This is a genomic window from Cytobacillus massiliigabonensis (genome assembly GCF_900199725.1).
GTDB lineage: Bacteria > Bacillota > Bacilli > Bacillales > Cytobacillaceae > Cytobacillus > Cytobacillus massiliigabonensis.
In genome coordinates this window covers 1,078,774-1,102,366 of record NZ_LT904902.1, presented here as the reverse complement: position 1 = coordinate 1,102,366, position 23,593 = coordinate 1,078,774, and the positions used below count along the sequence as shown (strand labels likewise).

The following is a 23,593-nucleotide window of genomic DNA, read 5'->3' as shown; positions in this document are numbered from 1 at the left end:
TTAGGGCGAATATCGAAAAACTTGAAGAGGAAATTAAACAATTCAAAACTCACCTTGCTTCTTTAGAGAAACATTTAAAAGAGATTCAGCGAAACTGTGATCATCATTTTTGTAAAAGGAATCAGTATTATGAAAAATGTATCAAATGTAATAAAGTAAATGTTTTATATTATTGATAATTAAAAGACTCATAAGGGACAAAGCTAAAAGAATCCATAGAAAAACCTTGCCATTATTTGGTTGTAACATTTTTTATTCATAATAACTTCATCTAGCTTAATGATTGATTATTGATCAACACTATCGATGATAAATTGGATAATATATATAATATTGAAAGTTAGAAGTGCAGTAAAATCAACGTTTCTTACGCTTTGTAAGGAACGTTTTTTGTTTTTTAAGTAATGGACGGTTCGTTCCTTAAATATGTAATACCTATGTTAATTTTTTCGATTAAAGTTATTGCATCATAAATTGAATGTAAATTAACTGTAAGTAATCTGTAAAATGTGGGTTTTTTGAAAAAAACTATGCTTTAATAATCCTGTATTTAGAAAGGAGGGGGCGAGTATGAGTCAGATAGAACTGATCAATATTTCTAAATCATACGATAAGCAAAAAGATGTATTGAATGGAATTAATCTATCGATTGAAGAAGGAGAATTTTTTGTTCTTGTTGGTCCTTCTGGTTCAGGAAAGAGCACATTGCTTAGAATGATTGCTGGACTTGAGGATATTTCGGGAGGTTTCTTGAAAATAAACGGTCAGACCGTGAACCATCTTCCTCCGAAAGATCGGAATTTATCAATGGTCTTCCAAAATTATGCCTTATATCCGCATTTAACGGTTAAAGAGAATATTCTCTTTGGCCTAAAAGGCCGGAAAGTAGATAAACAAGAACAGCAGAGAAGACTTAAAGAAGCTGCAGAAATGTTGGGACTTACTGAGCTATTGAATCGGAAGCCACGAGAACTTTCGGGCGGGCAGAGACAACGGGTTGCACTTGGCCGTTCGGTTGTCAGTCATGCACCGCTTTGTTTAATGGATGAGCCGTTGTCAAATTTAGATGCGAAGCTTCGGGCTAATATGCGGGTAGAAATCCGCAGGCTGCAAAAAAGGCTAGGATTGACGATGATTTATGTGACTCATGATCAAGTGGAAGCGATGACAATGGGTGATCGGATCATGGTGCTAGATGATGGTCAGATTCAGCAAGTAGGCAAACCTATTACACTCTATAATGAACCTGCAAACTTATTCGTCGCTTCTTTTATCGGTTCCCCAAAAATGAATATAGGGAACTCTGTTTTCTCTGAAAATGGCAAACGTCTAATAATAGAAAACCAGATACATATTCCAGTAGACCCTTCTGTTTTCCTGGGTATTCCCAGGAATCGGAATTTAAAAGTCGGCATTCGTGCAGAACATCTGACACCTGCTCTATCGAAAAAAGAGAACATCTACTATCTAGAGGCAGTCAATGTTGAGCAGTTAGGAAATGAAACCTCGATTGCCTTTGATGTCGGTTCTGAGGTGTGGACGGCAAAATGGCCTGGACAATGGTCAATTAATTTTGGACAGAATGTACCTGTACAGCTTCTGCCGGAATTCCTTTTATTCTTTGATGCCGATTCAGGAAAATTAATCAAATCTGCGGAACTAGAAAAGAGACAAGAGGTTGTAACCGTATGAGTATGACCTACCCGACACTCGAAACGAATGAAACTTATATTTTTCAAGCAGAACGAGTAAAAAAGCAAAACCGGTTGAAGAGTTTCTTAAAAGGAATGCTGTTCTTATTGCCTTCACTTCTTTTATTTGGTGTCTTTTTGTTCTACCCGATGTTTAAGACCATTTACTTGAGCTTTTTTCTGACTAATGCGCAGGGGGCAACGACTGTTTTTGTAGGCTGGGAAAACTATAAAGCTTTGTTTACCGATCCGATTTTTATGAAGAGTGTGAAGAATACCTTTTTATTTGTTTTCTATACGGTAGCTCCAACGGTTGTGATCAGTTTAGCTTTAGCCGTGCTTGCCAATGAAAAATTAAAGGGGATCGGCTTTTTTCGGACCATTTTCTCTTCTACCATGGGGGTGTCGGTTGCGGCTGCTTCCGTATTTTGGATGTATTTATTTAATCCGACAATGGGATTCCTGAACAAAATCCTTGAAACATTCGGACTAGATGCGATTGAGTGGCTGACTGATCCGAAATGGGCACTTTTTTCTGTGTCTGTTACGACTATTTGGATGAATATCGGCTTTACTTTTCTAATCTTGCTCGGGGGATTGCAATCGATTGATTCTTCTCTCTATGAAAGTGCCGATATTGAAGGCACAGGTTATTTTTACAAGCTTCGAAGAATTACAATCCCGATGCTGTCGCCAACCTTTTTCTTTGTGACAACCGTATCGATTATTAATGCATTTCAAACCTTTGGGCAGATTGATATTTTAACCCAAGGTGGTCCTGCAAATGGGACAAATTTAATCGTTTATTCGATTTATCGGGAAGCATTTGTGAACTATCAGTTTGGATCAGCCAGTGCCCAGGCAGTTGTGTTATTCATTCTTATTTTACTGATGACTGCACTGCAATTTAAACTGGGCGAAAGGAAGGTTCATTATCAATGATGCTGTCAACGGGAAAAAAGATCATCTTTTATGTGCTGTTGGTCATTTCGGCCCTTCTGCTTGCTGGTCCGGCCATAATGGCCGTAGTTATGAGTTTTATGACAAACCAGGATATTTTAACCGGAAGCTTGCCGACGGCCTTTACCTTTGATAATTATATTGCCGGCTTTGAGCGCTTGCCTTTGCTTCGTTTTCTTTTTAACAGTTTGATCGTTTCGATTATCATCACAATTGGACAACTAATTTTATCAGCAATGGCCGCCTATGCGTTTGTATTTTTGGAGTTTAAAGGAAGGAATTTCCTATTTTATCTTTTTATCGCGACGATGATGGTTCCTTTTGAAGCATCGGTCATTCCAAACTTTCACATTATACGTGATCTAGGCTGGATCGATTCGTATGCGGGACTGACTGTGCCCTTTTTTGCAACGACGTTTGGAACCTTCTTATTGCGGCAAAATTTCAAGCAAATCCCTAAAGAATTACGTGAAGCCAGCATGATTGCTGGAATGGGCGACTTTAAATTCTTTTTAACGGTTGCTCTGCCTGTTTCCAGAACGAGTTTAGTAACGCTCGGTATTTATGGCTTCTTAACTTCGTGGAATATGTATCTATGGCCGCTCTTGGCCTCCACGAATGATACCGTGCGCACCATTCAAATCGGTTTGAAGCAATTGCAAACCCAGGAGCAATTAAACCAATGGGGTGTCATTATGGCAGGTTCTGTCATTGTTATCATCCCGACCTTAATCTTGCTTTTCCTAGGTCAAAAGAAATTGCAAAAAGGGTTAACTGAAGGTGCAGTTAAATAACTGTGATCTTTCTTCCAATCATTCAACTAAAAAAGGAGAAGAAAAAATGAAGAAACTCATATCGATTCTTACAATAAGCATTCTCTTGCTGTTAACTGCATGTTCTGGCGGAAATAGCACTTCTGGAGACAGCTCAGAAAACACAGCATCTGAAAAAAGCGGTAAAAAACAAGTGGTCACATTCTGGCATGCGATGAGCGGTGCCGGTCAGGAAACGTTGAACAGCATTGTGGAGGATTTCAATCAATCTCAAGAAAAAATCCAGGTAAATGCTCAATTTCAGGGGACCTATGATGAGGCTTTGACTAAATTTAATGCAGTCGCTGGGACAGATAGTGCACCGACCATGATTCAAACCTTTGAAATTGGAACAAAATCAATGATTAATAGCGGAAATATTATCCCAATCCAAGAATTTGTTGATAAAGATAATTATGATATGAGCGGATTAGAAGAAAACATCACGAAATACTATTCGCTAGATGGTACATTCTATTCGATGCCGTTTAACTCTTCTACACCTGTTATGTATTATAATAAAGATGCGTTTGAAGCAGCTGGATTAGATCCGGAAAAAGCGCCGGCTACTTTTAAAGAAGCAGAAGAAGCAGCTAAAGCTATCACAAAATCGAATCCGGATATGAAAGGTTTTGCTTTACAGGCTTACGGCTGGCTATGGGAACAGCTTCTTGCGAACCAAGGTGCACTATTGTTAAACAACGATAATGGGCGAACTGATACGCCAACTGAAATCGGATGGAATGAAGAAGAAGGAAAATCAATTTTTAATTGGGTAAAAAATATGGTTGATGATGGAACATTCGCAAACTATGGGACAAACGGTGACAACATGGTTGCTGGTTTCTTAGCTGGTGATGTAGCGATGTTCTTGCAATCTTCTGCAAGTGCCAGAGACGTAATCGACAATGCTCCATTTGAAGTAGGGATTGCTTTCCTTCCGCATCCTGAAGATAAAGAACGCAAAGGCGTTGTCATTGGCGGCGCAAGCTTATGGATGATCGATGGCAAACCAGAAGCAGAATCTCAGGCAGCCTGGGAATTCATGAAATATCTTCAAACACCTGAAGTCCAAGCGAAATGGCATGTTGGTACAGGTTACTTTGCTATCAACCCAGCTGCTTATGAAGAACAAGCAGTGAAAGATGCTTGGACTGAGAAACCGCAATTACAAGTAACGGTAGAACAATTACAATCAACAAAATCATCCTATGCCACTCAAGGGGCATTAATGGACATGCTTCCTGAAGGACGTAAAATTATCGAAACAGCTCTTGAAACAGTCTATAATGGCGGAGAAGTAGACAAAGCTTATAAAACGGCCGTCGAACAATTTAATAAAGCCATTGAACAGGCGAATAAAGCAAGAGGAGAAGATTAAATTATATGAAAGAGAAAAAGGTGTGGGCTTCCATACTTTTTTCTCCTTTTGCAATCGATAAGAAATTATAAATTTTCGACTTTGAGAAATGTCTAGTGCAAGGATGACCAAGGCGCTTGCGCTTTTCTAAGAAGGAAGGGTGAATTTTAATGACCAAAATTTATGGGCATCGGGGTGCCAAAGGCAGCTATCCTGAAAATACATTGTTAAGTTTCAAAAAAGCCATCGATCAAGGTGTTGACGGTCTTGAAATAGATGTCCACCTGACAAAAGATGGTGAAGTTGTCGTGATTCATGATGAAACACTTGACCGTACCACAAATGGAACCGGCTGGATAAAACAAATGACATTAGAAGAAATTAGGCAGGTTAGTGCCGGAAGTTCCTTTACTCATTTCCCTGAATATGATGAATCTTGGGATATGGAAAAAGTGCCGACGCTGCAGGAAGTTCTGGAATTAATCGCACCCTATCAGATAGAACTCAATATTGAGTTAAAAACGTATGCAGTAGCTTATAAAGGGATTGAAGAGAAAGTCCAATCAATTGTTGAAAAATATGGAAACGGTAGAAAAGTGGTTTACTCCTCTTTCCATTTGCCGTCTTTATTGCGAATGAAAAAGGTGATCCCAGATGCACACATTTCCTGGTTATTAAATGAGGAAATCTCCCTTCCAGGTGATTATATTGAAACACTTGATCTCGATGCTTTACATCTTAATAAGAATATCGTTTTGCCAAGAACTAACGTAATCTACAAGCCGATGAATTTAATAGGGCTATATGAAAATGTTCGAGTTTGGACAGTTAATGAACCAGCTCAAATCCTCCAACTGTTAGAATTACAGGTCAATGCGATTATTACAGATTTTCCTGAAAGAGTGATCCCCCTTAGAAATAAGCGGGAGGCAATGGTTTAAAGCGTTAAAAAAGATAGGTGTATGTTAGCGTTAATTAAGAGATTTTTTTGAACACACTTCCACCAAATATTGTTAAAATATTTAAAAACATTAAGGATGTTTATCATAATGAAGAACCGTTTTATAGCTGCTCTTGCTTGCCTCTCTCTTTTGGTAACCATAGTGGTTCCTTGGGCTTTTAATGAACTGGCATCAAGACAAATCATTGCTGAGAATAATAAAAAATCTTCCTTACACCCGATAACCCCCCGTGTCTCAGTAATTGCCCATCGTGAAGCATCTGCATATGCACCGGAACATACATTACTAGCATATAAACAGGCCATTAAGATGAAAGCAGATTATGTAGAAATCGACTTACAAATGACAAAGGATGGTCAATTGATCACTATGCATGATGAAACACTTGCTAGAACCACAAATGCAGAGCAAATTTTTCCAGATCGAGCACCATGGCGTGTAAAAGATTTTACATTAGAAGAGATCCGTCAATTAGATGCTGAGTCATGGTTCAATAAGACTTATCCGAACTTGGCTCAAAAAGAATACATTGGTCAACATGTACCAACATTAGATGAAGCTATTAAATGGGTAAAACATCAGGGAAATGGGGAATTAAGCCTTTATATAGAAACAAAAGCATCAAATATCTATCCTCGAATGGAAGAGAAATTGATAAATATACTGAAAAGAAATAATGTCATAGATGATAAGAATCTAATTATTGAATCATTCAGCGAGGATAGCCTTCGTAAGCTGAAATCTCTGGTTCCAAATTTAAAGCTCATTCAACTCTACACAGCAAGTATGCTGAAAGGTAAAGATGTATACCATGAATTCAATCGAATCTCTTATTATGCTTATGGTGTAGGTCCTAGTAAGGAACTCGTGGTACCCAAATTTATGGAAGCTGCTCACAAGAACAAGCTTGTAGTTCATCCTTGGACTGTCAATTCACAGGACGATATGGCTGGCCTTCTTTCGCTTGGTGTTGACGGGGAATTTACAAACTCTCCAGACAAGTTAGTCGATCTGCTTAAATAAGTATTTAATTCTTGTAAGACCTCCCCGGGTTAATATAAATTTCTTCTGATACCCGCTTTTTTCAGGATTATATACCCTTATCAATAAAAATGCTTGGGGAGTTCCCCAAGCTTATTTTCTTGCAGTCTAAAATTAAGTAAAAAACTTCGTCATCCCATAAGTCACCATTGAGACATGAATATCATAAGCATGAATGATAAAAATTGTGTTATGTTTTAGCTATAAAAATTCAGACGGGGTGGCAGCTTTGAAGATTACAATGGAGATGAATAAAGGTGCTTATGAAATAGCTAAAAAAGTATATTTAGGGCAAATAACAAGAAATGAGGTATTAGTCCTTTTCAAGTAAAGAGGCAGGTTAGCAGAATCTTGCCTCTCTTTTCGTTCAATTTGAACTATTTACTAAGAAGCTTACCTGGAACCTAAAAGGAAGGTGATTACTGTGAAGATAGTGTTTGTTCATTTAGGTTATTTCATGGCCCTTATTCTCCTCTCTTTCTTATCCTTTTTCTTGATCCTTGGTGCAGGGTTTATGGGAAAGATTAATGTATTTATATTATTTATTCCTTTTGTGTTCAGTGTGTTATGGCTCAGTGATTACACATGGCGTATTTTTAGTATAAATCCAAAAAAGATAAAGTTGATTCGTCCAGCTAAAAATTGGGCATTTTTTAGTTTATTCCTTTCTGGGATTTTTACAGTGTATAGTTTATTTCTAACAAGTATGCTACCCACACCGATGGAACCTGCTCCCCCATGGATGTTTCTTGGAACACCTATCCTACTTCTGTTTATTTGGTACTGGCTGCTTTATAAATACAAAAAGAACAATAGTAATTATACTCAGATGGTTTTACGTTCGATTCTGTTTATCAGTTCTTTGGTATATGCCTATCAAATTTTCAGTTTTTATCTTACCCATACTTAAAGAAGGTTTGCTAGTAAATGTAGTTAAAATAAATGGTGCGTTTCTGCAATAGATGAATCAGGTTTCCCACAAGCTAATCTCCATATGCGTGACATTTCTCCTAGAACTAAACGCTTATTCCCTGTTAGTTAAAAATCGTTTAAATTATAGAAAGAATTGGTAATTTAGGAGGAGAACATGGGGAGAAAAACGAGTTGGTTTACACTTATTTTAGTGACATTCATTTTCTTAATTGGATGTGAGAGTAATAAGGAAGAACAGGCAAAAGAGGAAAAAAGCAGTCATATTGCTGTTGAGAATACAAACCAAGCTGCAGAAAAAGAAGCTGTAGCAGAAAATAAAGAAGATGATGCTGATCCGACGAACATCAAGTTAAGCGGCAATGTAGAAAACAAAAATGGGAAGATTGTAGTCAATGGTAAAAGTAATTTAATGGAAGGTGCAAAAGTACAAATTGATTGGCTGGATCGGCCATTTTCAATACGGAATCCGATTTGCCTTCTATGTGAAAAGTCAGTCGTTGTCGATAAGGATGGGAATTTTACATATGAAATACCAACCGATTTAAAAGGCTATGGGTATACTTTAGTAACGATTACAGTTAGTCTTGTAGGATCAGATCAGACTGATGAGATTGAGGCAGTTTATGGTGAGCACGGGGAGAACTTAAAGGGACCTTTTGTCTACAAAGATGAAATCATTGATGAAGAATTTCAAAAAATATATGCTCCCATCCTTGTATTGCCTAGCGGAAAAGAAACCGTATATCCGATAGAAACACCAAAAAGGGAGAAGGTTCCGGATGATTATGGCAGCACGAATGTATGGGTCAAAGCTGAATTAACGAATGACCATTATTATTTCTATGTAAAAGGGAAATCGAACTTATTAGAGGGAACTGCATTATCTGCTTCCTACTATTCATCCGAAGATGCGACACTTCCGCAAAATTGGTTAAATTCAAGTACATATGTCGTTAGTGACGGTACTTTTTCATTGCAGATTCCATATGATACTATCACAGAAAATGGCTATATTACTATTACTTCAGAACCGAGCAGCGGGCATATATTAAAAACAAAAATGAAGCAAATTTACGGGGAACATTTCGAAAAAATGACGGGTGAGTAGGTTATTCCTAATAAGGAGAGCGGGAAAATGATTGAAGCTGTCCTATATCCGAAACCGCCAACCGTTAAAGCTCCGGAAAAAACTAAGGTTACTACAGATGGGGAAGAAACAAAAATTCAATTGCCAGATGATATTTTATTTAATCATGATCAAAGTGATTTGAAGCCTGATGCACAAAAAACATTGAATGAATTAATTCAAGCTTTAGCAAAATTGGAAGCTGACACCGTTATTCAAATTAATGGGCATACCGATAGTACAGCTGATGAACAGTATAATCTGATGCTATCAGAAAAAAGGGCAAAATCAGTGGAAGCCTATTTACGGCAAAGCGGGAAAATTGACTTGATTAAGATGAGTACATCAGGATATGGTGAATCCATGCCGATTGCTTCAAATGATTCAGAGGAAGGGAAAGCAAAAAATCGTCGAGTGGAAATTGTGATTAATCCTAAATAATAGAATAGAAAAAACGTTAGGTTAATAGAGCTTCCTCTAACCAGATAAGATAGAATATTAATCAGTGCCTATTATTATATAGCTTTAATGCCAATCGATATCGATTGGCATTTTTAATTGCAGCTTGCTATCCATGAAGGGTGTGAAATAAAACGGTTTGAGTTGCTTGTAATTAAGGTCCATCATGATGTACATTTAGAAATTGTTACTCAGTTTTCTGGTTACTCAATGCATCGTTCAATCTTATATATATTTAATATGAATTTGCGTTAACTGGCTCGACTAAACTTTTCATTTTTATTCATTATGCTTGCAAGGCGTGATCGATTTCTATATAGAACAAGAATAATCCCAAGTATGTAGCCAAACTTTTTAGTTTTGTCTTTAGTTAGCTCTGCTTCATAAAGTGTTGCCCCATCAACGATATAATACTCACCTTCTAAAAATGATGAAACATACGGTTTAATTTCTGGATATTGATCTTCCCCATATTGTTCTTTAAATAATTCATGGTAGTATTCTGCTTTATCTAGATTTACATAAAACTGTTTAAAATAATAGCCGCCCATTCCAAACAAATATCCTGTAAGCCAGATAGAAACTAATGATAGAACAATACCTTTTCTTCGATCGGAAATAAATTTTAAAAATTTGGAGAAGTTTGTTTGACGGGATTCACTGATTTTCTTTGCAATATCCTTAGATATTATTAATAAAGACAAAATTAAGCCTATAAAACCAAAGAGTAGTGCATTCTTAAAAGAATTTTTCATAAATATTTCTTCTAAAGCATTGCCCAAAGAAGTCGAGTTATAATGCAATGAATTTGCAACAGCAGTTATACTTTCTAAAGTTAAGGTGTCTCCTCGTAGTTGATTTATCAATAGAAGCTTAACAACTTTATCAATGTTATTGTTATCAAAATGACTAAGGAATGATAAATAAAAATATTCATAGACATAACCTGTAAGTGCAAATATTCCAGTTAGCACAATCACAGACAATGGTGACTTGTATTGTTTAAACCATTTACTATTAATCGTATATTTATCAAATTTGTTTGTCGTATCTTGATTTATTACAGAGTTGGCAGATAAGTCGTTATTTGCAATTTTTGGCAGTGGTTTTACTATCAAAATAGCAATTATTGCTGCTGGCGGCAACAGAATAGATCCAATCAGCCAAAATATTGGATTCCTGTTCTTTTTTGATGCTAAGTACAAAGTAGTTAAAATGATAATAATGTAAATGATGCTCAAAGTTATAATTCCTCCATATAGTAATAATAGGATAATTGTAATAGTGAAATATTACTATTTCAACCATAATAACTATATAATGTTAGGATTTGTATATCAAGTGTTTGGGCAAAAATATAGGCGATGTTGATTACAGGGAGAGGAAACTCTCTCTTTTCTTTTGCAATAAATTGGAGGGATTCTTTAAATAAAGCAAGATAAGTCAAAAAAAACATGTTTTCTTTTGTTATCTTATTAGTGAGGAGGTGCATGGAATGAGCTACAGTCCCATCATCCAAAAATCAATTGAGTATATAGAGATGAACTTGCATGAAGAGTTATCTTTAGAATGTGTTGCTCAGTTTGCAGGCTTTTCAAAGTATCATTATCATCGTATTTTTCAAAAGGAGGTTGGTGTGACTGCATCTGAATATATTCGCTATAGAAGAATTGCGAACTCAGCCAACATGCTGCTATATACGGATGAAAAGATCATCGATATTGCTCTCTATTATCGCTTTGAAACGCAAGAATCATTTACTCGTTCGTTTAAGAAGTTTTATCATTTGCCGCCAGGACATTATCGTAAAATGATGAGTAAATTGACTTTACAAAGGGAGGAAATTAGTTTGAAAAATGAGCAGTTATTAAAAGGGTGGAAATTAAGCGGAAGTCATCCATTTAACTATCAGATGGGAATTGATAGGGAAACCTTTCATAAAGGAAAGGCATCTGGCTTTTTAAAATCTGTTACCGTTCATGGGCAAGGTGAATTCGCAACAATGATGCAGGAATTTAAAGCTGAGAAGTATCTTGGCAAAAGATTAAAGCTCTCTGGATTTATAAAGACGCAAGATGTTGATGGATTCTGTGGATTTTGGATGCGTATTGATGATTCCCTTGGGGATGTGCTGCAATTTGATAATATGAGTGACCGCCCAATTATGGGGAATCATGAGTGGAATCATTATCATATCGTTTTAGATGTGCCAGAAAATAGTGCAGTCATCGCATTTGGAGTTTTGCTATCAGGAAATGGGCAAGTGTGGATAGATGAGCTTAAATTTGAGGAAGTGGATAAACAAACTCCGACAACGAACATTGATTTTTCTTCTGATCTTTTAGATGAGCCCGTCAATTTATCTTTTGAAGAATGATGAACAGTTTTTGAAAGGAAGGATGGATATGCTTGATTCAAAAAAACAAACGCTTGGCATTGTAATGGGGATCGTATTTGCGGGAGCTATTATCGCTGGAAAGTTTTTTGCAGGCAATATGATTGCTCAATTTTTAAAGGATTTCTTAACCTTTGGGTGACCTTAGCTAAGCAAAGGAAAAACAGTGAAGAAAAAATTCAGCCTGCAGATAAGCAAATGCAGAAAATGACAGGCTGAATAGGATAACTATAGGCTATTGATCCAATAAATGATGAAGCAATCTGTCTCTGTTATCAAAAAATTGCTTCATGATGCTATAATGATTTGTTTCTTCAAGCGATGTTTCTTTTGCCCCTTCCTCTGTCAGTTCGATAATTTTAGCATTCGGATAGGACATGACGATTGGTGAATGGGTAGCAATAATAAATTGCGAATTTTGATGGACTAATTCATGAATATGGGCTAACATGGATAGCTGTCTTAAAGGGGATAAGGCAGCCTCCGGTTCATCTAATAGATAAATGCCGTTTCCGCGAAAACGATTCACAAATGTTGCCCAAAAGGACTCTCCATGTGATTGCTCATGAAGGGATACGCCTCCGAATGATTCAATAATTTTGGGTCCAGGTGCTGGTTCCCTGTCTAATTCTTCTATGTTTGTTGCTACATTATAAAAGGTCTCTGCACGAAGGAAAAATCCATCCTGCGGCCTTTCAACCCCTTTGATCAGCTTAATATACTTGTCCAGCGGAGAGTGCGAATTAAAGGTAGTAAAATTAAAATTTAATGAGCCTCCTTCTGGATTAAATCCAGCAGCAATCGCAATCGCTTCTAATAACGTTGATTTACCCATTCCATTTTCGCCAACGAAATAGGTGACGTTTGGATGAAAGGATAGTTCATCCAATGTCTTAATGCTTGGCAAATGAAAGGGATAGTGATTAAAAGAAGCGATGCTGTCACGTTTCAGTTGTATGCCTCTTATATATTGATTTTCCTCCACAAAACAACACCTCGGTATGTATTTTGAAGTATTTTACATATGACTTTCTTAATACCAAATAATAACATAAAATAATAATTAATAGATTGATTTTACCGATAGATTTAAGATAATAGGGGATATTCAGGAGGAACAGTGTATGGAAATAGAAAAGTTGAAAAAGGCGATCAAGGAACTGCCAGAAGAGGAAGCGAAATCACTGCTCTTTCACGTCCTTCTAAGAATGAACCTTTTGCGAGAAACAAAGTATTCGGAGACAGAGTTTGTAAGTGATATTGAAAATATATATGAAACGGTTTTCGAAATAGCAAGGGCACGGACAGAAAGGAGCCAAGAAGGGAATCTTCATATGATCCATATTCTTTTCGGTGATTCTCCTGCAGGTTCTTTAAAATATGCTTTAAAGCAAATGGGTGTATCTAAAAGTGAAAAGGTCATTTCCTTTTGGTACATGTTCTCGGTTGGTCCAGTCTGGAAGCTGCATGAAAAGGCAGGACAGCAAGTTAGATTTGATTTTATGCAAAAGGTCATGAATGACGAACATGATGATTTTCGAGATTATCAAAAAAAATTTTATGAAACGTTGGACCAGATCGATTCTATTCCAGAGGATGTGCCGATAACCATATGGGTGGCTGAAAATGCCCATGAACAAACAGGACTTCGATATGTTCTGCACATACTAAAGAATAAAATGAATGACATCAAAGTGATTAATTCAACAAAAATGTTTGCGGGAAAATTTAATCGGCCTGATATCGAATACATGGCGATAAAGACTGGAGAAATCATTCCAGAAAAATTACAAGTTATTTACGAAGAAAGTAAATTGAATGCATCTTTGTCAAAAGAGGAAAGGAAGGCACTTGTAGAAGAGTGGGCAGCACTTGCAGAAACCGAGGAAACTTTGCGAATTTGGCAAAATGAAAAGATAAAGAGTGTCAGAGAAGACTATTACGACCAGTATATGATCAATATGGCAAAGAAACTTCAGATTAACCGAGAACGTGCAAAAGAACCTGAAGTATTTATGAAATCTGCTAGGTTAATAGGAGAAGTGATCGGGCATTTAGACCAATATATGGGGGATTCATTTTTCGAGTATCGGCTAAGAAAGCTAATTGAAAAAGGCGTTTTTGAAATGGAAGGGAATTTGAAAGCGATGCGGTATTACAGTGTACGGCTAAAGCAGTGAGGGGGCAATATGAATAGTTACGAGGATTACCTGCCAACGGATAAGCATGACTTTGATCGAGTGCATCAATTAAAGCAAATGGAACGAACAGCACTCTTGCCCTTGCTGCCAGATTTAATGGAATGGATTCAGGATATGAATTGGCCGATTGCTAGAGAGGTTGCAGAGCTGCTTTTAACATTTCCAAATGAACTGGTTCCGCTTATTAAAGAGGTATTAGCCACAAATGATGATGTGTGGAAATATTGGTGTTTAATCATATTGGCCAAAAAGTTGCCAGAAGATATGAGGAAGCATTTAAAAGCTGAATTAACAAGACTTGTTGAAAGTCCTACAGCAGGGGAAAAATTAGAAGAGCTTGATGAAATAGCAAGGGAGATTTTACGGACGATTGGATGAATGCGGAGTTAAGAATAATGGTAAAACATATAAAAATCAGAGGGTACTCTGACTAATATATAGCAGGTAGGTGCTGTTTTGGAAACGATGATGGATTTAATATCCTTGCTAAAAAAGAAAAAAGTAAAGATAACTGAAATACCTAAGTGGGGAACGTATTTGCGGAAGCAATGGGAAGACAATTTTGCCAATCATCTTGATAATAGGGAAAAGCAATCTATTTTTCTTGAAGACTATTTATGGCACATATTTAGTTATGAAAAAAAGAATTGCTTGAAAGACAACCAAGCTGATATAGCATTTAACAAAGAAGGAAAGAAATTCTGTTATGTTTTTTATCAGCACTCAAATGATGCTTTGATTCTTGAAAATGCATCGTTATTAAATGCAGATGATTTTTCAAATGAAGAAGATGTGTATGTTGTAGATAAAGAGTTTAAGTGGACGTATGTCAGAACCCATGAAACAGGCTGGTGTGGTCCTTATTTCAATAGAAAAGAGATTGATTAGCACTTATTCATTACAAAAATTTTTGAAGCAAGGAAGTGAGAGAAAGTGAGCAGACCAGAGTTATATATTACATTAGCTGTTGGACCTAATTGTGATATGGAGGCATTTGCTTTGCGATCAACACTTGAATATTTTGGCGCAAAGGTTACAGTACATTGGATTGGGAGACCTAATGATCTAATTGATGTCTTATCTGGTGAAGAGCTGGATAAAAGTTGTGATTATTTAATTCTGGCGTTTCATGGAGATGAGGGGAGATTATGTATGCCGGAATTGGGAGAAGAAGTCTATGAGCCTGATGAACCAAGAGGAGAGTTTTTTGACTGTCATGATGTAAAGAGATATACAAATTTAAAAAATATAAAAGTCATAGCAAGCGGGTGTACGTTAGGAGAAGAAAAATTAGCGAATGCATTCCTGGAATGTGGCTGTCATTCTTACATAGCACCAGACGATTATATTGATGGGAATTCATCGTTAATGTTTGTGATTCGATTTATGTACGAGATGATTAACAACAAAAAAAATCAGCAGGAAGCGTTTGATATTGCAAAATCTATTGATGAGGAAAGTTTAATGTATAAACTTTTTGTATCTCCAAATACAATTGTCTAAACAACTCCGTTTAAAGGCTTATATTTTTATTAGGTACGGATGAGTGTCCAGACAGATAATAAAGATGCAGGAGAAGTTACATCCCCTGCACGGTTAAAGATTAATACTCCCTTTCATTCAAATACTCACATAGCTGACTTTCTAAACGTTCCAATTGCATGACTTGTGAATGAGGAAATCCATTTCTGTTTGTTTTCTGTGTACACATCCAGCAGGAACAGTGTACTTTCCCTTTTGCAAAATATCCTGTGAAGCGAGAGTGCCATCCAGATTGTTTGGCAATCTTTGTTTTGCGTTGAATGATTCTGTTTCGGTGGTGCCGATAATAAGCACGATTTCGATTTTTTTGATGCGGTTTCACTTGCCATCACACTCCTTGGGAATGGCTTAGCCCATAAAAGTCCCCCAGGAGAAAATTAGACAATTACAGGCAAAGCCTGATGGCAGGAAATCGAATAAGAAGGTTCAAGTGCAGCCCCTCCAATAAGTAGTGTTCTTTTATTATATATTAGAATTCGTTGAAAATCTTGATGCAACAAGGTCATAACATAAAAACAGCAGATTAAAGAAAGTGGTGCAGCAACTATGAAAACCATTCAATCTAATTGGATGTTCGCATTATTATTCATTTTATTAATCACCATAATCGGCCAGATCGTAATCCACTGGGAAACAAATACAAGATTAGTGTGGTTTAATGGTATATGTGCTCTCATACTTAGCTTTATGATGATTTATATTCATAAGACATATCGCAAGAATAGATCAAAGTAGAGCAGAAGGGACGGGCTGATTAGCAGCTAGAGCGGTTAACATTATTGAAGGAGGAGCAGCATGAGCAAGAAAGTGATATTTTCAATCTTATCAATTATATGTGCGGCAATTACAATGGCCGCTTGTCAAACAGATCAAGCAGAAACAATGGTTCTTTTAGATGAAAAAGTTTCTGAAGTAAAAATAGCAAAATCAAACGGATTTGGAGAAATGAATGAAGATATTTTCTTATCCTTCAAGGATAAGAAATCTTTAAATATATTTGAAAAGGCAATAACAACATCTGTTAAACAGCCCGGAAAGGCTGATATATCTGAACCTGAGTATGATGTAATGGTGGAATACGAATCAGACGAAGGGGAACTCCCAACACATGGCATTCATTTATGGCTGGGAAAAGAAAATGAAAAAAGCACATTCATGTATATAACTGATGACTCCGTTTATCTCACTTCTCCACAAATGACAAAGAAGCTAAGAGAGCTGATACTATCGGAAGAATGAATAATTAGAGATGTGGTTGAAAAAGCTATTTATTAAAAAGGATGTATTTTTTCGATGATCGGATTTATTATTGTGATTATTCTTTTTAATTTATTTGCTTTTACAACCAATAAACGGCTAAACAAAAATCAGCTGCTGCATATATGGACGTTTACAATCGCTTTCCAGGCGGTTACTGAGACTTATATAGACTTTAAATACCATGGTTACTGGTACTTTACGAAAGAAATTAATTGGTGGGTTCTTCCCGCCTTCACTGTACTAATTCCGCCTGTTAATATTATATTTTTAAATTGGTATCCATTTAAGCAATTATTTTATAAACAAATACTTTATATACTATGCTGGGTACTAGCTATTACATTATATGAATTAATTTCGTTATTACCTGAACCTTGGGGATATTTTCGTCATGGCTGGTGGCGTATTTGGTATTCATTATTGGTTAACCCTGTTTTGTTAACTGCAGTTTTATTTTATTATAAATGGGTCTGTAACATTGAAAAGCAAAGTTTCATAAATGGGTGCAATTCATGAAGAAAAAGAATTGCGCTCTTCTTTTTGGTACAGTGCCAGAGTTTTAATAAAATAGGCTGTTGCTTTTACTGTGTTTGAAAATAAACGGAAAAATTCCGTTTAAATTGGGAAATACCGATATTTCCTTAAAAATAAGGGGAGTTTTTCCGCTTAATGTATCAAAAAGTGCTGGAATTTGTCTTATTTATAGGAGTTAACCGGAAATATTCCGCTTATTTCTGCTTCTTAAGCTTCCTTTTCATACATTAGCCGGAAATTCTCCGCCTATTAAATTCCACACTACGCAATTAATGAATAACAAGGTAAGATTTGCTAGGGCAGCCGAATAATATAGGTAATTGCTGGTAAGATTATTAAAGGAGATGGAGCCGAAGGAGAGCATGATCTATGCCGCATCAGAAGTTTGAGTCAGCTAGCATAAAGCCCCGCTATTCTAAAGGAAAAATATCAGTATTTGGGACCAATTCGGTATATCCCCGTACTCCTTGGATTGCGGCATGGTGGTCTGCTGCTTTTCCTGGTTTTGGGCACATGTTCATAGGTAAGTATCTTCATGGTTTGATTCTTATAATCTGGGAGCTTGTGGTAAACAACCTGTCCCATCTAAACATGGCGATTGCCTTCTCCTTTCTCGGCAGGTTTGATGAGGCGAAGGCGATATTAAATCAGGATTGGGCTTTGCTTTATGTGGCAGTATACGTATATAGCATCTGGGACAGTTATCGCTGTGCGGTAGAAATCAAAAAAAGCCACGTTTTGGCTGAAATTGAAGATGCACCCGTCACACCTTCAGATGTTAGCTTTTTTGATGTAGTCATGCTGGATAAAAAAAGTCCATTGGTGGGTTTGATCTGGTCCGCTTTTACTCCAGGGCTGGGTCAATTATATGGAGGCAGTACAGTTGTTGGCACATTTATTTTGGCTTGGTGGATATATGTTTGCCATCGGGCAGCGGCTGTTCGAACCTTTCTCCATTCATTTCTAGGGGATTTTGATAAAGTAACTGCTTTTGTAGATTGGCAATGGTTTTTATTCTTGCCTTCTATGTACGCTTTTGCAATCTATCAGGCATATGTATCGGTTACTGAAAACAATACATTATTCGATATTGAGCAAATACGATTTCTTAGAGTGAGGGATGCAAGCTTGACACAGCCAATCACAATAGAAGAAAATCCAACAAAAATAATCGCAGCAATTGACCATTCGCCCTTTGTGGAAATGATTATCCATGATATTGAAAAGTTGGGAGTGCCCCCGCAGAATATCGTGGCATTGCCTTTAGAAAATCTTGACACGCAAATTCATATCCTGGACACGATTGATCGTGTAGATGGGAGAAGTGTTCTGGATGGGGCTATGATGGGCGGAACGATCTTTGCGGTTTTGGGTGCAATTTATGGTTTCATTTGGGACTGGGGACCAATCATTTGGGGGCTGTTAGGTTTAGCAGGTGGCTTTTTCTTAGGATTGATAATCGAATTAGCGGTTAGTAAAAGGAAGATAAAAATCCTAGCAAACCGTAAAAGTGAGGTTATTATAGAGGTAACATGCAATGCCTCTCTTCAGAATCAATTGATTAATATTCTTAAATCACGGCGGGCAATGGGTTTCGTCATTATGCCTCAACGTTCAATTTCTAATACATAACTTATAGTTGTATAAAAAAGAGTGAGCGGTAATGGTTCACTCTTTTTTATAGTTTGTATCCTATTTTACTTATATTAAATGAGGAAGTTTAGTTTGTTTTCTTATAAGGATGATTTCTTAATTCTATCTTTGTCCATTCTTCTTCTGGAATGTCTCTATGTTTATAATCGACAACCTTAATTTGGCTGCCTCTAATTTGAAATGTCATTGTTTCTTCACCATAAGGCGGATTATGTGCTCCCTCAAAGGTTTGAACTTGCACTGTTACATTTAAGTTGAAATTTGATTCATCTCTCTCTATTTTCAGGATTTTCTCGAATCCCCGATCCCACAGTTTTGGTTTATAATAGGTTTCAATCGCATGACTTATGGGGTCTACTAAACGTTCAATCAATGCTTCTTTAAGCAATTGTTTTGGAACTGGTATTCGGTTCATTTCCTTTCTTTTAACATCAACAATTTTCCACATATCTTTTAATGGCCCACTTGTTTGTTTTTCAACAATATAAAGTATATTCGTGCCATCTTCTTTCCAAATGTGAACATATCCTTTGTTCCCCTTGATATATAGTCGTGGTTCATCCATCCATTCTTCTTCCAGCTGAATAATTGTAAAATATAATTGTGCAAGTGGTGTTATTTTATAGCCTAGCTGATTAAAATCACCAAATCCGTAGAGCTGATAACCTGTTAAGTCAATATCGAAATTCATACTGCCATTATTGCCCGATTGTTTAGCTGCATGGGCTGTGCAAGGCACTAAAATACACATAAGAAGTACAGTAATTACAGAAATTGCGGATCGCTTTGGACTCATATTCATTCACCTCCATCTTATATTGTGACAAAGGTCTCTTAGTTGATTCATCTTATCGATTAAAATGGAAATATATAGATTGAGAGGTGCCTAAAATGTTGTCCCATCGATTGCTTACCCACGATAAAATTTTTGATTTATTGCCCCACATTCATGCCGATCAGAATTTGCTTTTTTACAGTTATTTAACTCAACGCAAGGAAAGGGCTCAATATATTTGTCAATTTGTTAATCAGCAACTTACTGCCGTATTAGCTTATCTCAACGAACTTTCTTTTCCAGCCTTTTCTTTCTTCCGAGTTGAAGAGCAAGACATCTTTTTTCCAGAATTAATTGCTTTCACAAGAGAAACGATCAAACTTAATGAGAATGCTGTTTGTGGCACGATACTCAGTCATCAGGATCTTTTACTTTTTCAATCCTTTGGTCTTATCAAAGGGAACCCTCAACGCTTTTTTACTATGAAGCATCAAGATGAATTGAAACTCCTTGATTCACTCAGTGCAGAGAAAATTAGTGAAAATGAATATTCCAAGGTGATTGATTTTTTACATAGAAGTGAAATGAAGTTTTTTACTAGAGGTGAGATAGAGAATTGTCCTTTTCTTGGAATCAAAGAAGGGGAAGACTTCGTAGCTGTAGGAGGCTTCCATTTTTATGACTCTCAGCTTGTAGAACTTGGAAACATCGTTACTAGGATTGATTACAGGGGAAGAGGATTAGCTAAGCTGATAACAAGTGAATTAACACACCTCGGCAAAAAGATTTCACCAGATGTTTATCTGGGCGTATTGGCAGATAATACACCTGCAGTACGCGTATATGAAGGCCTGGGGTATCAAACAACAATGGAACTTTCCATTGTCAATTTTACTTTGTCTTGTATACTTAAGGATAGCAGAATGAGCAAAGTGTAATCCGAAAATGAAATTTACTTCTTTTTAATAAGCCGGACCGGACTCGAAACGAGATCTTTTTAATGGCCAAGTACTTGCTGTCTGCTGCCAACAGGGGGATGTGAAAATTCATAAGGAGCCCTTTGCAGGTAATAATAAATAAGAACGAATGAAATGTTTGATAAGGCATTTCTATTGAGGGTTTTCTCGTTAATGTGTGGAGGTTGGCATGTGAAATATACTGCATTTTATTCATTAGGATTAGGGATTTTTGCTATCATCCTGGTTGTATTCGCTCGTATTTTAGACGAAATTTTCATTCGCAAATTTTCCGATAATCTTCAAATTCACCCTTATATCCTTCATGGAATTCTATTGATTCTCATGCTGCCGCCTTTATTCATACTATCGAAATACATAAGGAAACAACATCAGAAATACATTGCTTCCGAAATAGAATTACAGCAATATAAATTAACACTGGAAAGCTCTACTATTGCAGCTTATATTATCAGTGATAAAGGGTTTTTATATATTAGCCCTGCCTTTGCTGAGTTATTTGGTTATTCCATAGAAGAATTTTATGAAAAGAAAATTGGACTTAGTGATCTCTTATCCGTTGATTTTCAAGATATAGTCTCTAAAAACATAAAAGATAGATTTGAAGGGAAAGATGTTGCTGCTAAATATCAAATTAGAGCCCAAAGAAAAGATGGGGTTGAGCTATTTTTAGATTTATATCCAACATTAGAATGGTTTAACGGAAATAATGTAATTATAGGAAATGTAATAAATATAACTGAAAAGCACCAGATGCAAATTGAATTAGAAAAACGAGAAAAGGCTCTTTCTACAGCTCAGAAAACAGCAGGCATTTTTTACTGGGAATACGATACTATTCATGAAAAGCTTATTTGGAGCCCCCCTATTTACGAGCTGCTTGAAATCTCGAAAAATGCAGAGGCGAGTTTTGAATTATTGTTATCAAAAGTTCATCCTGATGACCGTAAAGTGCTTATAACTAGTAAGGAACAGGAAGTAAAGGGACACTCTGTCACTAATGTGTATCGAATTCTTAAAAATGACGGATCTATAAGCACGATTTATACGGTATCACAATCCATGCTGGATGAGAATGGACAGCCTACCATGATTGTTGGAACCATGCAAGATATTACAAAAAGACTTTTTGAGGAAAATCGGTTAGAACGTTCAGAAATTCAATACAAGTCCCTTTTTGAAAACAATTTAGACACGGTTGTTTTACTTGATTTAGAAGGATATATTCTGTCTATTAATGACATGGGGGTAAGAACGTTTGGTTATAAAAAAGAAGAGATACTGCAGCAAATTGCCATCAATGTAGTATCTCCTGAATATATTGAAACAGCAGCCCATGTATTTGAACAGGTATTGCTGGGCGAATCAAAAAGGATCCAGCTCCAAGCCATTCATAAGGAAGGCCATCTTGTTGATTTAGACCTGACCGTCATGCCAATCAGTGTGAAGTCCGAAGTAGAAGGTGTCTTTTGCATTGCTAAAGATGTAACGGAACAAAAAAAACACATGAAAACCATTGAAGAGTTAGCTTATCAAGACCATTTAACAGGATTGCCAAATCGTAGAAGACTACTGGAACTGATGACTTTCCATCTTGATGAAGCGAAGAATAACTCTCTTATGATGGGGATTATGTATATAGACCTTGACCGCTTAAAATTTGTTAATGATAATTTAGGGCATGTCTACGGTGATGAACTAATCATAGAAGCGGGGAAACGAATTCTTCATAGCATTCGAGCCGAAGACACCCTTGCTCGCGTAGGGGGAGATGAATTCGTTATCATCACTCCTAATATTCCAAATTTGAAGATTACTACTAGAATCGCAAAACGGATTATGGCCTCTTTTAAGCAAGGTTTTATTATTGATAATAAATTGTTCCGCACGTCGGCGAGTATTGGAATTAGTGCATATCCTACTCACGGAACGGAGATAAATGAGCTGGTTAGCAAAGCAGATAAAGCAATGTATTATGTAAAATCAAGAGGCAAGGATAATTTTAAAATTTTTGAGTCAAATTTGAGTGAACAAGAGGAAAGAAAGTTTATTTTGCAGACTACATTAGAGAGTTCTCTTAAGAATAATGACTTCTATCTGTTGTATCAGCCTAGAATGGATGTGAAAACAGGGAGAATTTCCACATCCGAGTCTTTAGCGCGCTGGAAACATCCGGAATTAGGTGTAATACATCCTAGTGAATTTATCAAGATAGCAGAAGAAACAGGGGATATTGTCCATTTGGGCGAATGGGTACTATCGGAATCTTTACGAACTTTAAAACAACTTCATTTGTCAGGAAAGAAAGATTTGAAAATCTCTGTCAATGTTTCGGTTAGACAGTTATACCAATCAAACTTTGACCAAACGATAAAGACCATGCTCCAACAATATCAATTGCGTCCTTGTTCTTTGGAACTTGAAGTAACCGAGAGTATGCTCATAAATGATGACCAAGAAATATTAAATGTTTTAAAAAACTTGCGTGCCTTAGGGGTATGTTTATCAATTGATGACTTTGGAACAGGCAATTCGTCTATCTCCTATTTGAAAAGATTGTCGGTTGATGTGCTTAAAATCGACCGCTCATTTATAACGGGTATACCTGATGCAAAGGAAAATGCTGCCATTACTTCTGCGATGATCAACCTCGCACATGACTTAAACATAAAGGTTGTTAGTGAAGGAATTGAAACAGAAGAAGAGTTAGCAGCCATTATTGAAATGAATACGGATGAAGTACAAGGGTATTTCATAAGTTATCCATTATCGAAAGAGGGATTGTTCCAATTTTTAAAAGATGAAGCAGAGAAGGGGAGTAAACTTCCTGAACGGTTTACGAAAAAATATATATCTCCTGAGGACTAAAAGGCTATGCATCGCAGGATGTAATTGGATTTTAATGGTAAGAT

Annotated in this window: 24 protein-coding genes; 20 read left to right on the top strand and 4 right to left on the bottom strand. The window is 36.6% G+C overall.

The window, feature by feature from the left end:
• The first annotated feature begins 570 nt into the window (after window positions 1-570).
• The 9 genes from C1726_RS05925 to C1726_RS05885 all read left to right on the top strand — a co-directional run bounded on the left by C1726_RS05925 (window position 571) and on the right by C1726_RS05885 (window position 9,326).
• A complete protein-coding gene (locus C1726_RS05925; RefSeq protein ID WP_102272319.1) occupies window positions 571-1,692 on the top strand; it encodes an ABC transporter ATP-binding protein in 1,122 nt (373 codons plus the stop codon).
• 2 nt (window positions 1,693-1,694) lie between these two features.
• Window positions 1,695-2,633: a carbohydrate ABC transporter permease gene (locus tag C1726_RS05920; protein ID WP_102272386.1), complete on the top strand. Its 939-nt coding sequence runs from the start codon at window positions 1,695-1,697 to the stop codon at window positions 2,631-2,633.
• Window positions 2,630-3,445 (top strand): carbohydrate ABC transporter permease, encoded by an 816-nt coding sequence (locus C1726_RS05915; RefSeq protein WP_102272318.1) that lies wholly within the window; start codon window positions 2,630-2,632, stop codon window positions 3,443-3,445. Before C1726_RS05920 ends, C1726_RS05915 begins: the two co-directional genes overlap by 4 nt.
• A 46-nt stretch (window positions 3,446-3,491) precedes the next feature.
• The gene (locus C1726_RS05910; RefSeq protein WP_102272385.1) at window positions 3,492-4,844 is read left to right on the top strand and encodes an ABC transporter substrate-binding protein; all 1,353 of its coding nucleotides are present in this window, start codon (window positions 3,492-3,494) and stop codon (window positions 4,842-4,844) included.
• Between the two features lie 149 nt (window positions 4,845-4,993).
• Window positions 4,994-5,764 (top strand): glycerophosphodiester phosphodiesterase, encoded by a 771-nt coding sequence (locus C1726_RS05905; RefSeq protein WP_180968111.1) that lies wholly within the window; start codon window positions 4,994-4,996, stop codon window positions 5,762-5,764.
• A gap of 108 nt (window positions 5,765-5,872) precedes the next feature.
• On the top strand, window positions 5,873-6,808 hold the full coding sequence (locus C1726_RS05900) for a glycerophosphodiester phosphodiesterase (RefSeq protein WP_102272316.1): 936 nt from the start codon (window positions 5,873-5,875) through the stop codon (window positions 6,806-6,808).
• 442 nt (window positions 6,809-7,250) lie between these two features.
• A complete protein-coding gene (locus tag C1726_RS05895) occupies window positions 7,251-7,736 on the top strand; it encodes a hypothetical protein (RefSeq protein ID WP_102272315.1) in 486 nt (161 codons plus the stop codon).
• Window positions 7,737-7,913: 177 nt separating this feature from the next.
• A complete protein-coding gene (locus tag C1726_RS05890; protein ID WP_102272314.1) occupies window positions 7,914-8,867 on the top strand; it encodes a hypothetical protein in 954 nt (317 codons plus the stop codon).
• 27 nt (window positions 8,868-8,894) lie between these two features.
• Entirely contained in the window at window positions 8,895-9,326 is a 432-nt protein-coding gene (locus C1726_RS05885) for an OmpA family protein (RefSeq protein WP_102272313.1), read from the top strand.
• Window positions 9,327-9,595: 269 nt separating this feature from the next.
• On the opposite strand, the gene C1726_RS05880 is transcribed toward C1726_RS05885, so the two are convergent.
• On the bottom strand, window positions 9,596-10,585 hold the full coding sequence (locus C1726_RS05880; protein ID WP_102272312.1) for a hypothetical protein: 990 nt from the start codon (window positions 10,583-10,585) through the stop codon (window positions 9,596-9,598).
• 254 nt (window positions 10,586-10,839) lie between these two features.
• Here C1726_RS05880 and C1726_RS05870 point away from each other — a divergent pair, with 254 nt between their 5' ends.
• Both C1726_RS05870 and C1726_RS26740 read left to right on the top strand, forming a co-directional pair.
• Window positions 10,840-11,721, top strand: coding sequence for a helix-turn-helix transcriptional regulator (locus C1726_RS05870; protein ID WP_102272310.1), 882 nt, complete (start codon window positions 10,840-10,842; stop codon window positions 11,719-11,721).
• Window positions 11,722-11,749: 28 nt separating this feature from the next.
• Entirely contained in the window at window positions 11,750-11,881 is a 132-nt protein-coding gene (locus tag C1726_RS26740; RefSeq protein ID WP_268877004.1) for a hypothetical protein, read from the top strand.
• Window positions 11,882-11,974: 93 nt separating this feature from the next.
• On the opposite strand, the gene C1726_RS05865 is transcribed toward C1726_RS26740, so the two are convergent.
• Complete coding sequence (locus tag C1726_RS05865) at window positions 11,975-12,724, bottom strand: AAA family ATPase (RefSeq protein ID WP_102272309.1); 750 nt, start codon at window positions 12,722-12,724, stop codon at window positions 11,975-11,977.
• Window positions 12,725-12,863: 139 nt separating this feature from the next.
• Between C1726_RS05865 and C1726_RS05860 the strand changes: the two genes are divergently transcribed.
• The 4 genes from C1726_RS05860 (at window position 12,864) to C1726_RS05845 (ending at window position 15,443) form a co-directional block, all read left to right on the top strand.
• The gene (locus C1726_RS05860) at window positions 12,864-13,919 is read left to right on the top strand and encodes a DUF1835 domain-containing protein (RefSeq protein WP_102272308.1); all 1,056 of its coding nucleotides are present in this window, start codon (window positions 12,864-12,866) and stop codon (window positions 13,917-13,919) included.
• Window positions 13,920-13,928: 9 nt separating this feature from the next.
• Window positions 13,929-14,318, top strand: a complete 390-nt coding sequence (locus C1726_RS05855) for a DUF5071 domain-containing protein (RefSeq protein ID WP_102272307.1) — start codon at window positions 13,929-13,931, stop codon at window positions 14,316-14,318.
• 90 nt (window positions 14,319-14,408) lie between these two features.
• Window positions 14,409-14,828, top strand: coding sequence for a DUF4275 family protein (locus C1726_RS05850; RefSeq protein WP_102272384.1), 420 nt, complete (start codon window positions 14,409-14,411; stop codon window positions 14,826-14,828).
• A gap of 45 nt (window positions 14,829-14,873) precedes the next feature.
• Entirely contained in the window at window positions 14,874-15,443 is a 570-nt protein-coding gene (locus C1726_RS05845) for a delta-aminolevulinic acid dehydratase (RefSeq protein WP_102272306.1), read from the top strand.
• Window positions 15,444-15,543: 100 nt separating this feature from the next.
• On the opposite strand, the gene C1726_RS05840 is transcribed toward C1726_RS05845, so the two are convergent.
• Complete coding sequence (locus tag C1726_RS05840) at window positions 15,544-15,804, bottom strand: hypothetical protein (RefSeq protein WP_102272305.1); 261 nt, start codon at window positions 15,802-15,804, stop codon at window positions 15,544-15,546.
• Between the two features lie 473 nt (window positions 15,805-16,277).
• On the opposite strand from C1726_RS05840, the gene C1726_RS05835 reads away from it, so the two are divergent.
• From C1726_RS05835 to C1726_RS05825, 3 genes are all read left to right on the top strand, one after another.
• Window positions 16,278-16,721, top strand: a complete 444-nt coding sequence (locus C1726_RS05835) for a hypothetical protein (RefSeq protein WP_235822706.1) — start codon at window positions 16,278-16,280, stop codon at window positions 16,719-16,721.
• Between the two features lie 54 nt (window positions 16,722-16,775).
• Window positions 16,776-17,258, top strand: a complete 483-nt coding sequence (locus C1726_RS05830) for a hypothetical protein (RefSeq protein ID WP_102272304.1) — start codon at window positions 16,776-16,778, stop codon at window positions 17,256-17,258.
• Window positions 17,259-17,645: 387 nt separating this feature from the next.
• Entirely contained in the window at window positions 17,646-18,908 is a 1,263-nt protein-coding gene (locus tag C1726_RS05825) for a hypothetical protein (protein ID WP_102272303.1), read from the top strand.
• 88 nt (window positions 18,909-18,996) lie between these two features.
• On the opposite strand, the gene C1726_RS05820 is transcribed toward C1726_RS05825, so the two are convergent.
• A complete protein-coding gene (locus C1726_RS05820; protein ID WP_102272302.1) occupies window positions 18,997-19,725 on the bottom strand; it encodes a DUF3888 domain-containing protein in 729 nt (242 codons plus the stop codon).
• Window positions 19,726-19,820: 95 nt separating this feature from the next.
• Between C1726_RS05820 and C1726_RS05815 the strand changes: the two genes are divergently transcribed.
• Both C1726_RS05815 and C1726_RS05810 read left to right on the top strand, forming a co-directional pair.
• Window positions 19,821-20,642, top strand: a complete 822-nt coding sequence (locus C1726_RS05815) for a GNAT family N-acetyltransferase (protein ID WP_102272301.1) — start codon at window positions 19,821-19,823, stop codon at window positions 20,640-20,642.
• Window positions 20,643-20,852: 210 nt separating this feature from the next.
• Window positions 20,853-23,549 carry a sensor domain-containing protein gene (locus C1726_RS05810; protein ID WP_180968110.1) on the top strand — a complete coding sequence of 899 codons (2,697 nt, stop codon included), beginning with the start codon at window positions 20,853-20,855 and terminating at the stop codon, window positions 23,547-23,549.
• Window positions 23,550-23,593: the final 44 nt, after the last annotated feature.

What these genes read in the sequence shown, in the direction of transcription:
- C1726_RS05925 (WP_102272319.1), top strand. Translation starts at nt 571, where the DNA reads ATGAGTCAGATAGAACTGATCAATATTTCTAAATCATACGATAAGCAA.
- C1726_RS05920 (WP_102272386.1), top strand. Translation starts at nt 1,695, where the DNA reads ATGACCTACCCGACACTCGAAACGAATGAAACTTATATTTTTCAAGCA.
- C1726_RS05915 (WP_102272318.1), top strand. Translation starts at nt 2,630, where the DNA reads ATGATGCTGTCAACGGGAAAAAAGATCATCTTTTATGTGCTGTTGGTC.
- C1726_RS05910 (WP_102272385.1), top strand. Translation starts at nt 3,492, where the DNA reads ATGAAGAAACTCATATCGATTCTTACAATAAGCATTCTCTTGCTGTTA.
- C1726_RS05905 (WP_180968111.1), top strand. Translation starts at nt 4,994, where the DNA reads ATGACCAAAATTTATGGGCATCGGGGTGCCAAAGGCAGCTATCCTGAA.
- C1726_RS05900 (WP_102272316.1), top strand. Translation starts at nt 5,873, where the DNA reads ATGAAGAACCGTTTTATAGCTGCTCTTGCTTGCCTCTCTCTTTTGGTA.
- C1726_RS05890 (WP_102272314.1), top strand. Translation starts at nt 7,914, where the DNA reads ATGGGGAGAAAAACGAGTTGGTTTACACTTATTTTAGTGACATTCATT.
- C1726_RS05885 (WP_102272313.1), top strand. Translation starts at nt 8,895, where the DNA reads ATGATTGAAGCTGTCCTATATCCGAAACCGCCAACCGTTAAAGCTCCG.
- C1726_RS05870 (WP_102272310.1), top strand. Translation starts at nt 10,840, where the DNA reads ATGAGCTACAGTCCCATCATCCAAAAATCAATTGAGTATATAGAGATG.
- C1726_RS26740 (WP_268877004.1), top strand. Translation starts at nt 11,750, where the DNA reads ATGCTTGATTCAAAAAAACAAACGCTTGGCATTGTAATGGGGATCGTA.
- C1726_RS05860 (WP_102272308.1), top strand. Translation starts at nt 12,864, where the DNA reads ATGGAAATAGAAAAGTTGAAAAAGGCGATCAAGGAACTGCCAGAAGAG.
- C1726_RS05855 (WP_102272307.1), top strand. Translation starts at nt 13,929, where the DNA reads ATGAATAGTTACGAGGATTACCTGCCAACGGATAAGCATGACTTTGAT.
- C1726_RS05850 (WP_102272384.1), top strand. Translation starts at nt 14,409, where the DNA reads ATGGATTTAATATCCTTGCTAAAAAAGAAAAAAGTAAAGATAACTGAA.
- C1726_RS05835 (WP_235822706.1), top strand. Translation starts at nt 16,278, where the DNA reads ATGAGCAAGAAAGTGATATTTTCAATCTTATCAATTATATGTGCGGCA.
- C1726_RS05830 (WP_102272304.1), top strand. Translation starts at nt 16,776, where the DNA reads ATGATCGGATTTATTATTGTGATTATTCTTTTTAATTTATTTGCTTTT.
- C1726_RS05825 (WP_102272303.1), top strand. Translation starts at nt 17,646, where the DNA reads ATGCCGCATCAGAAGTTTGAGTCAGCTAGCATAAAGCCCCGCTATTCT.
- C1726_RS05820 (WP_102272302.1), bottom strand. Translation starts at nt 19,725, where the DNA reads ATGAGTCCAAAGCGATCCGCAATTTCTGTAATTACTGTACTTCTTATG.
- C1726_RS05815 (WP_102272301.1), top strand. Translation starts at nt 19,821, where the DNA reads ATGTTGTCCCATCGATTGCTTACCCACGATAAAATTTTTGATTTATTG.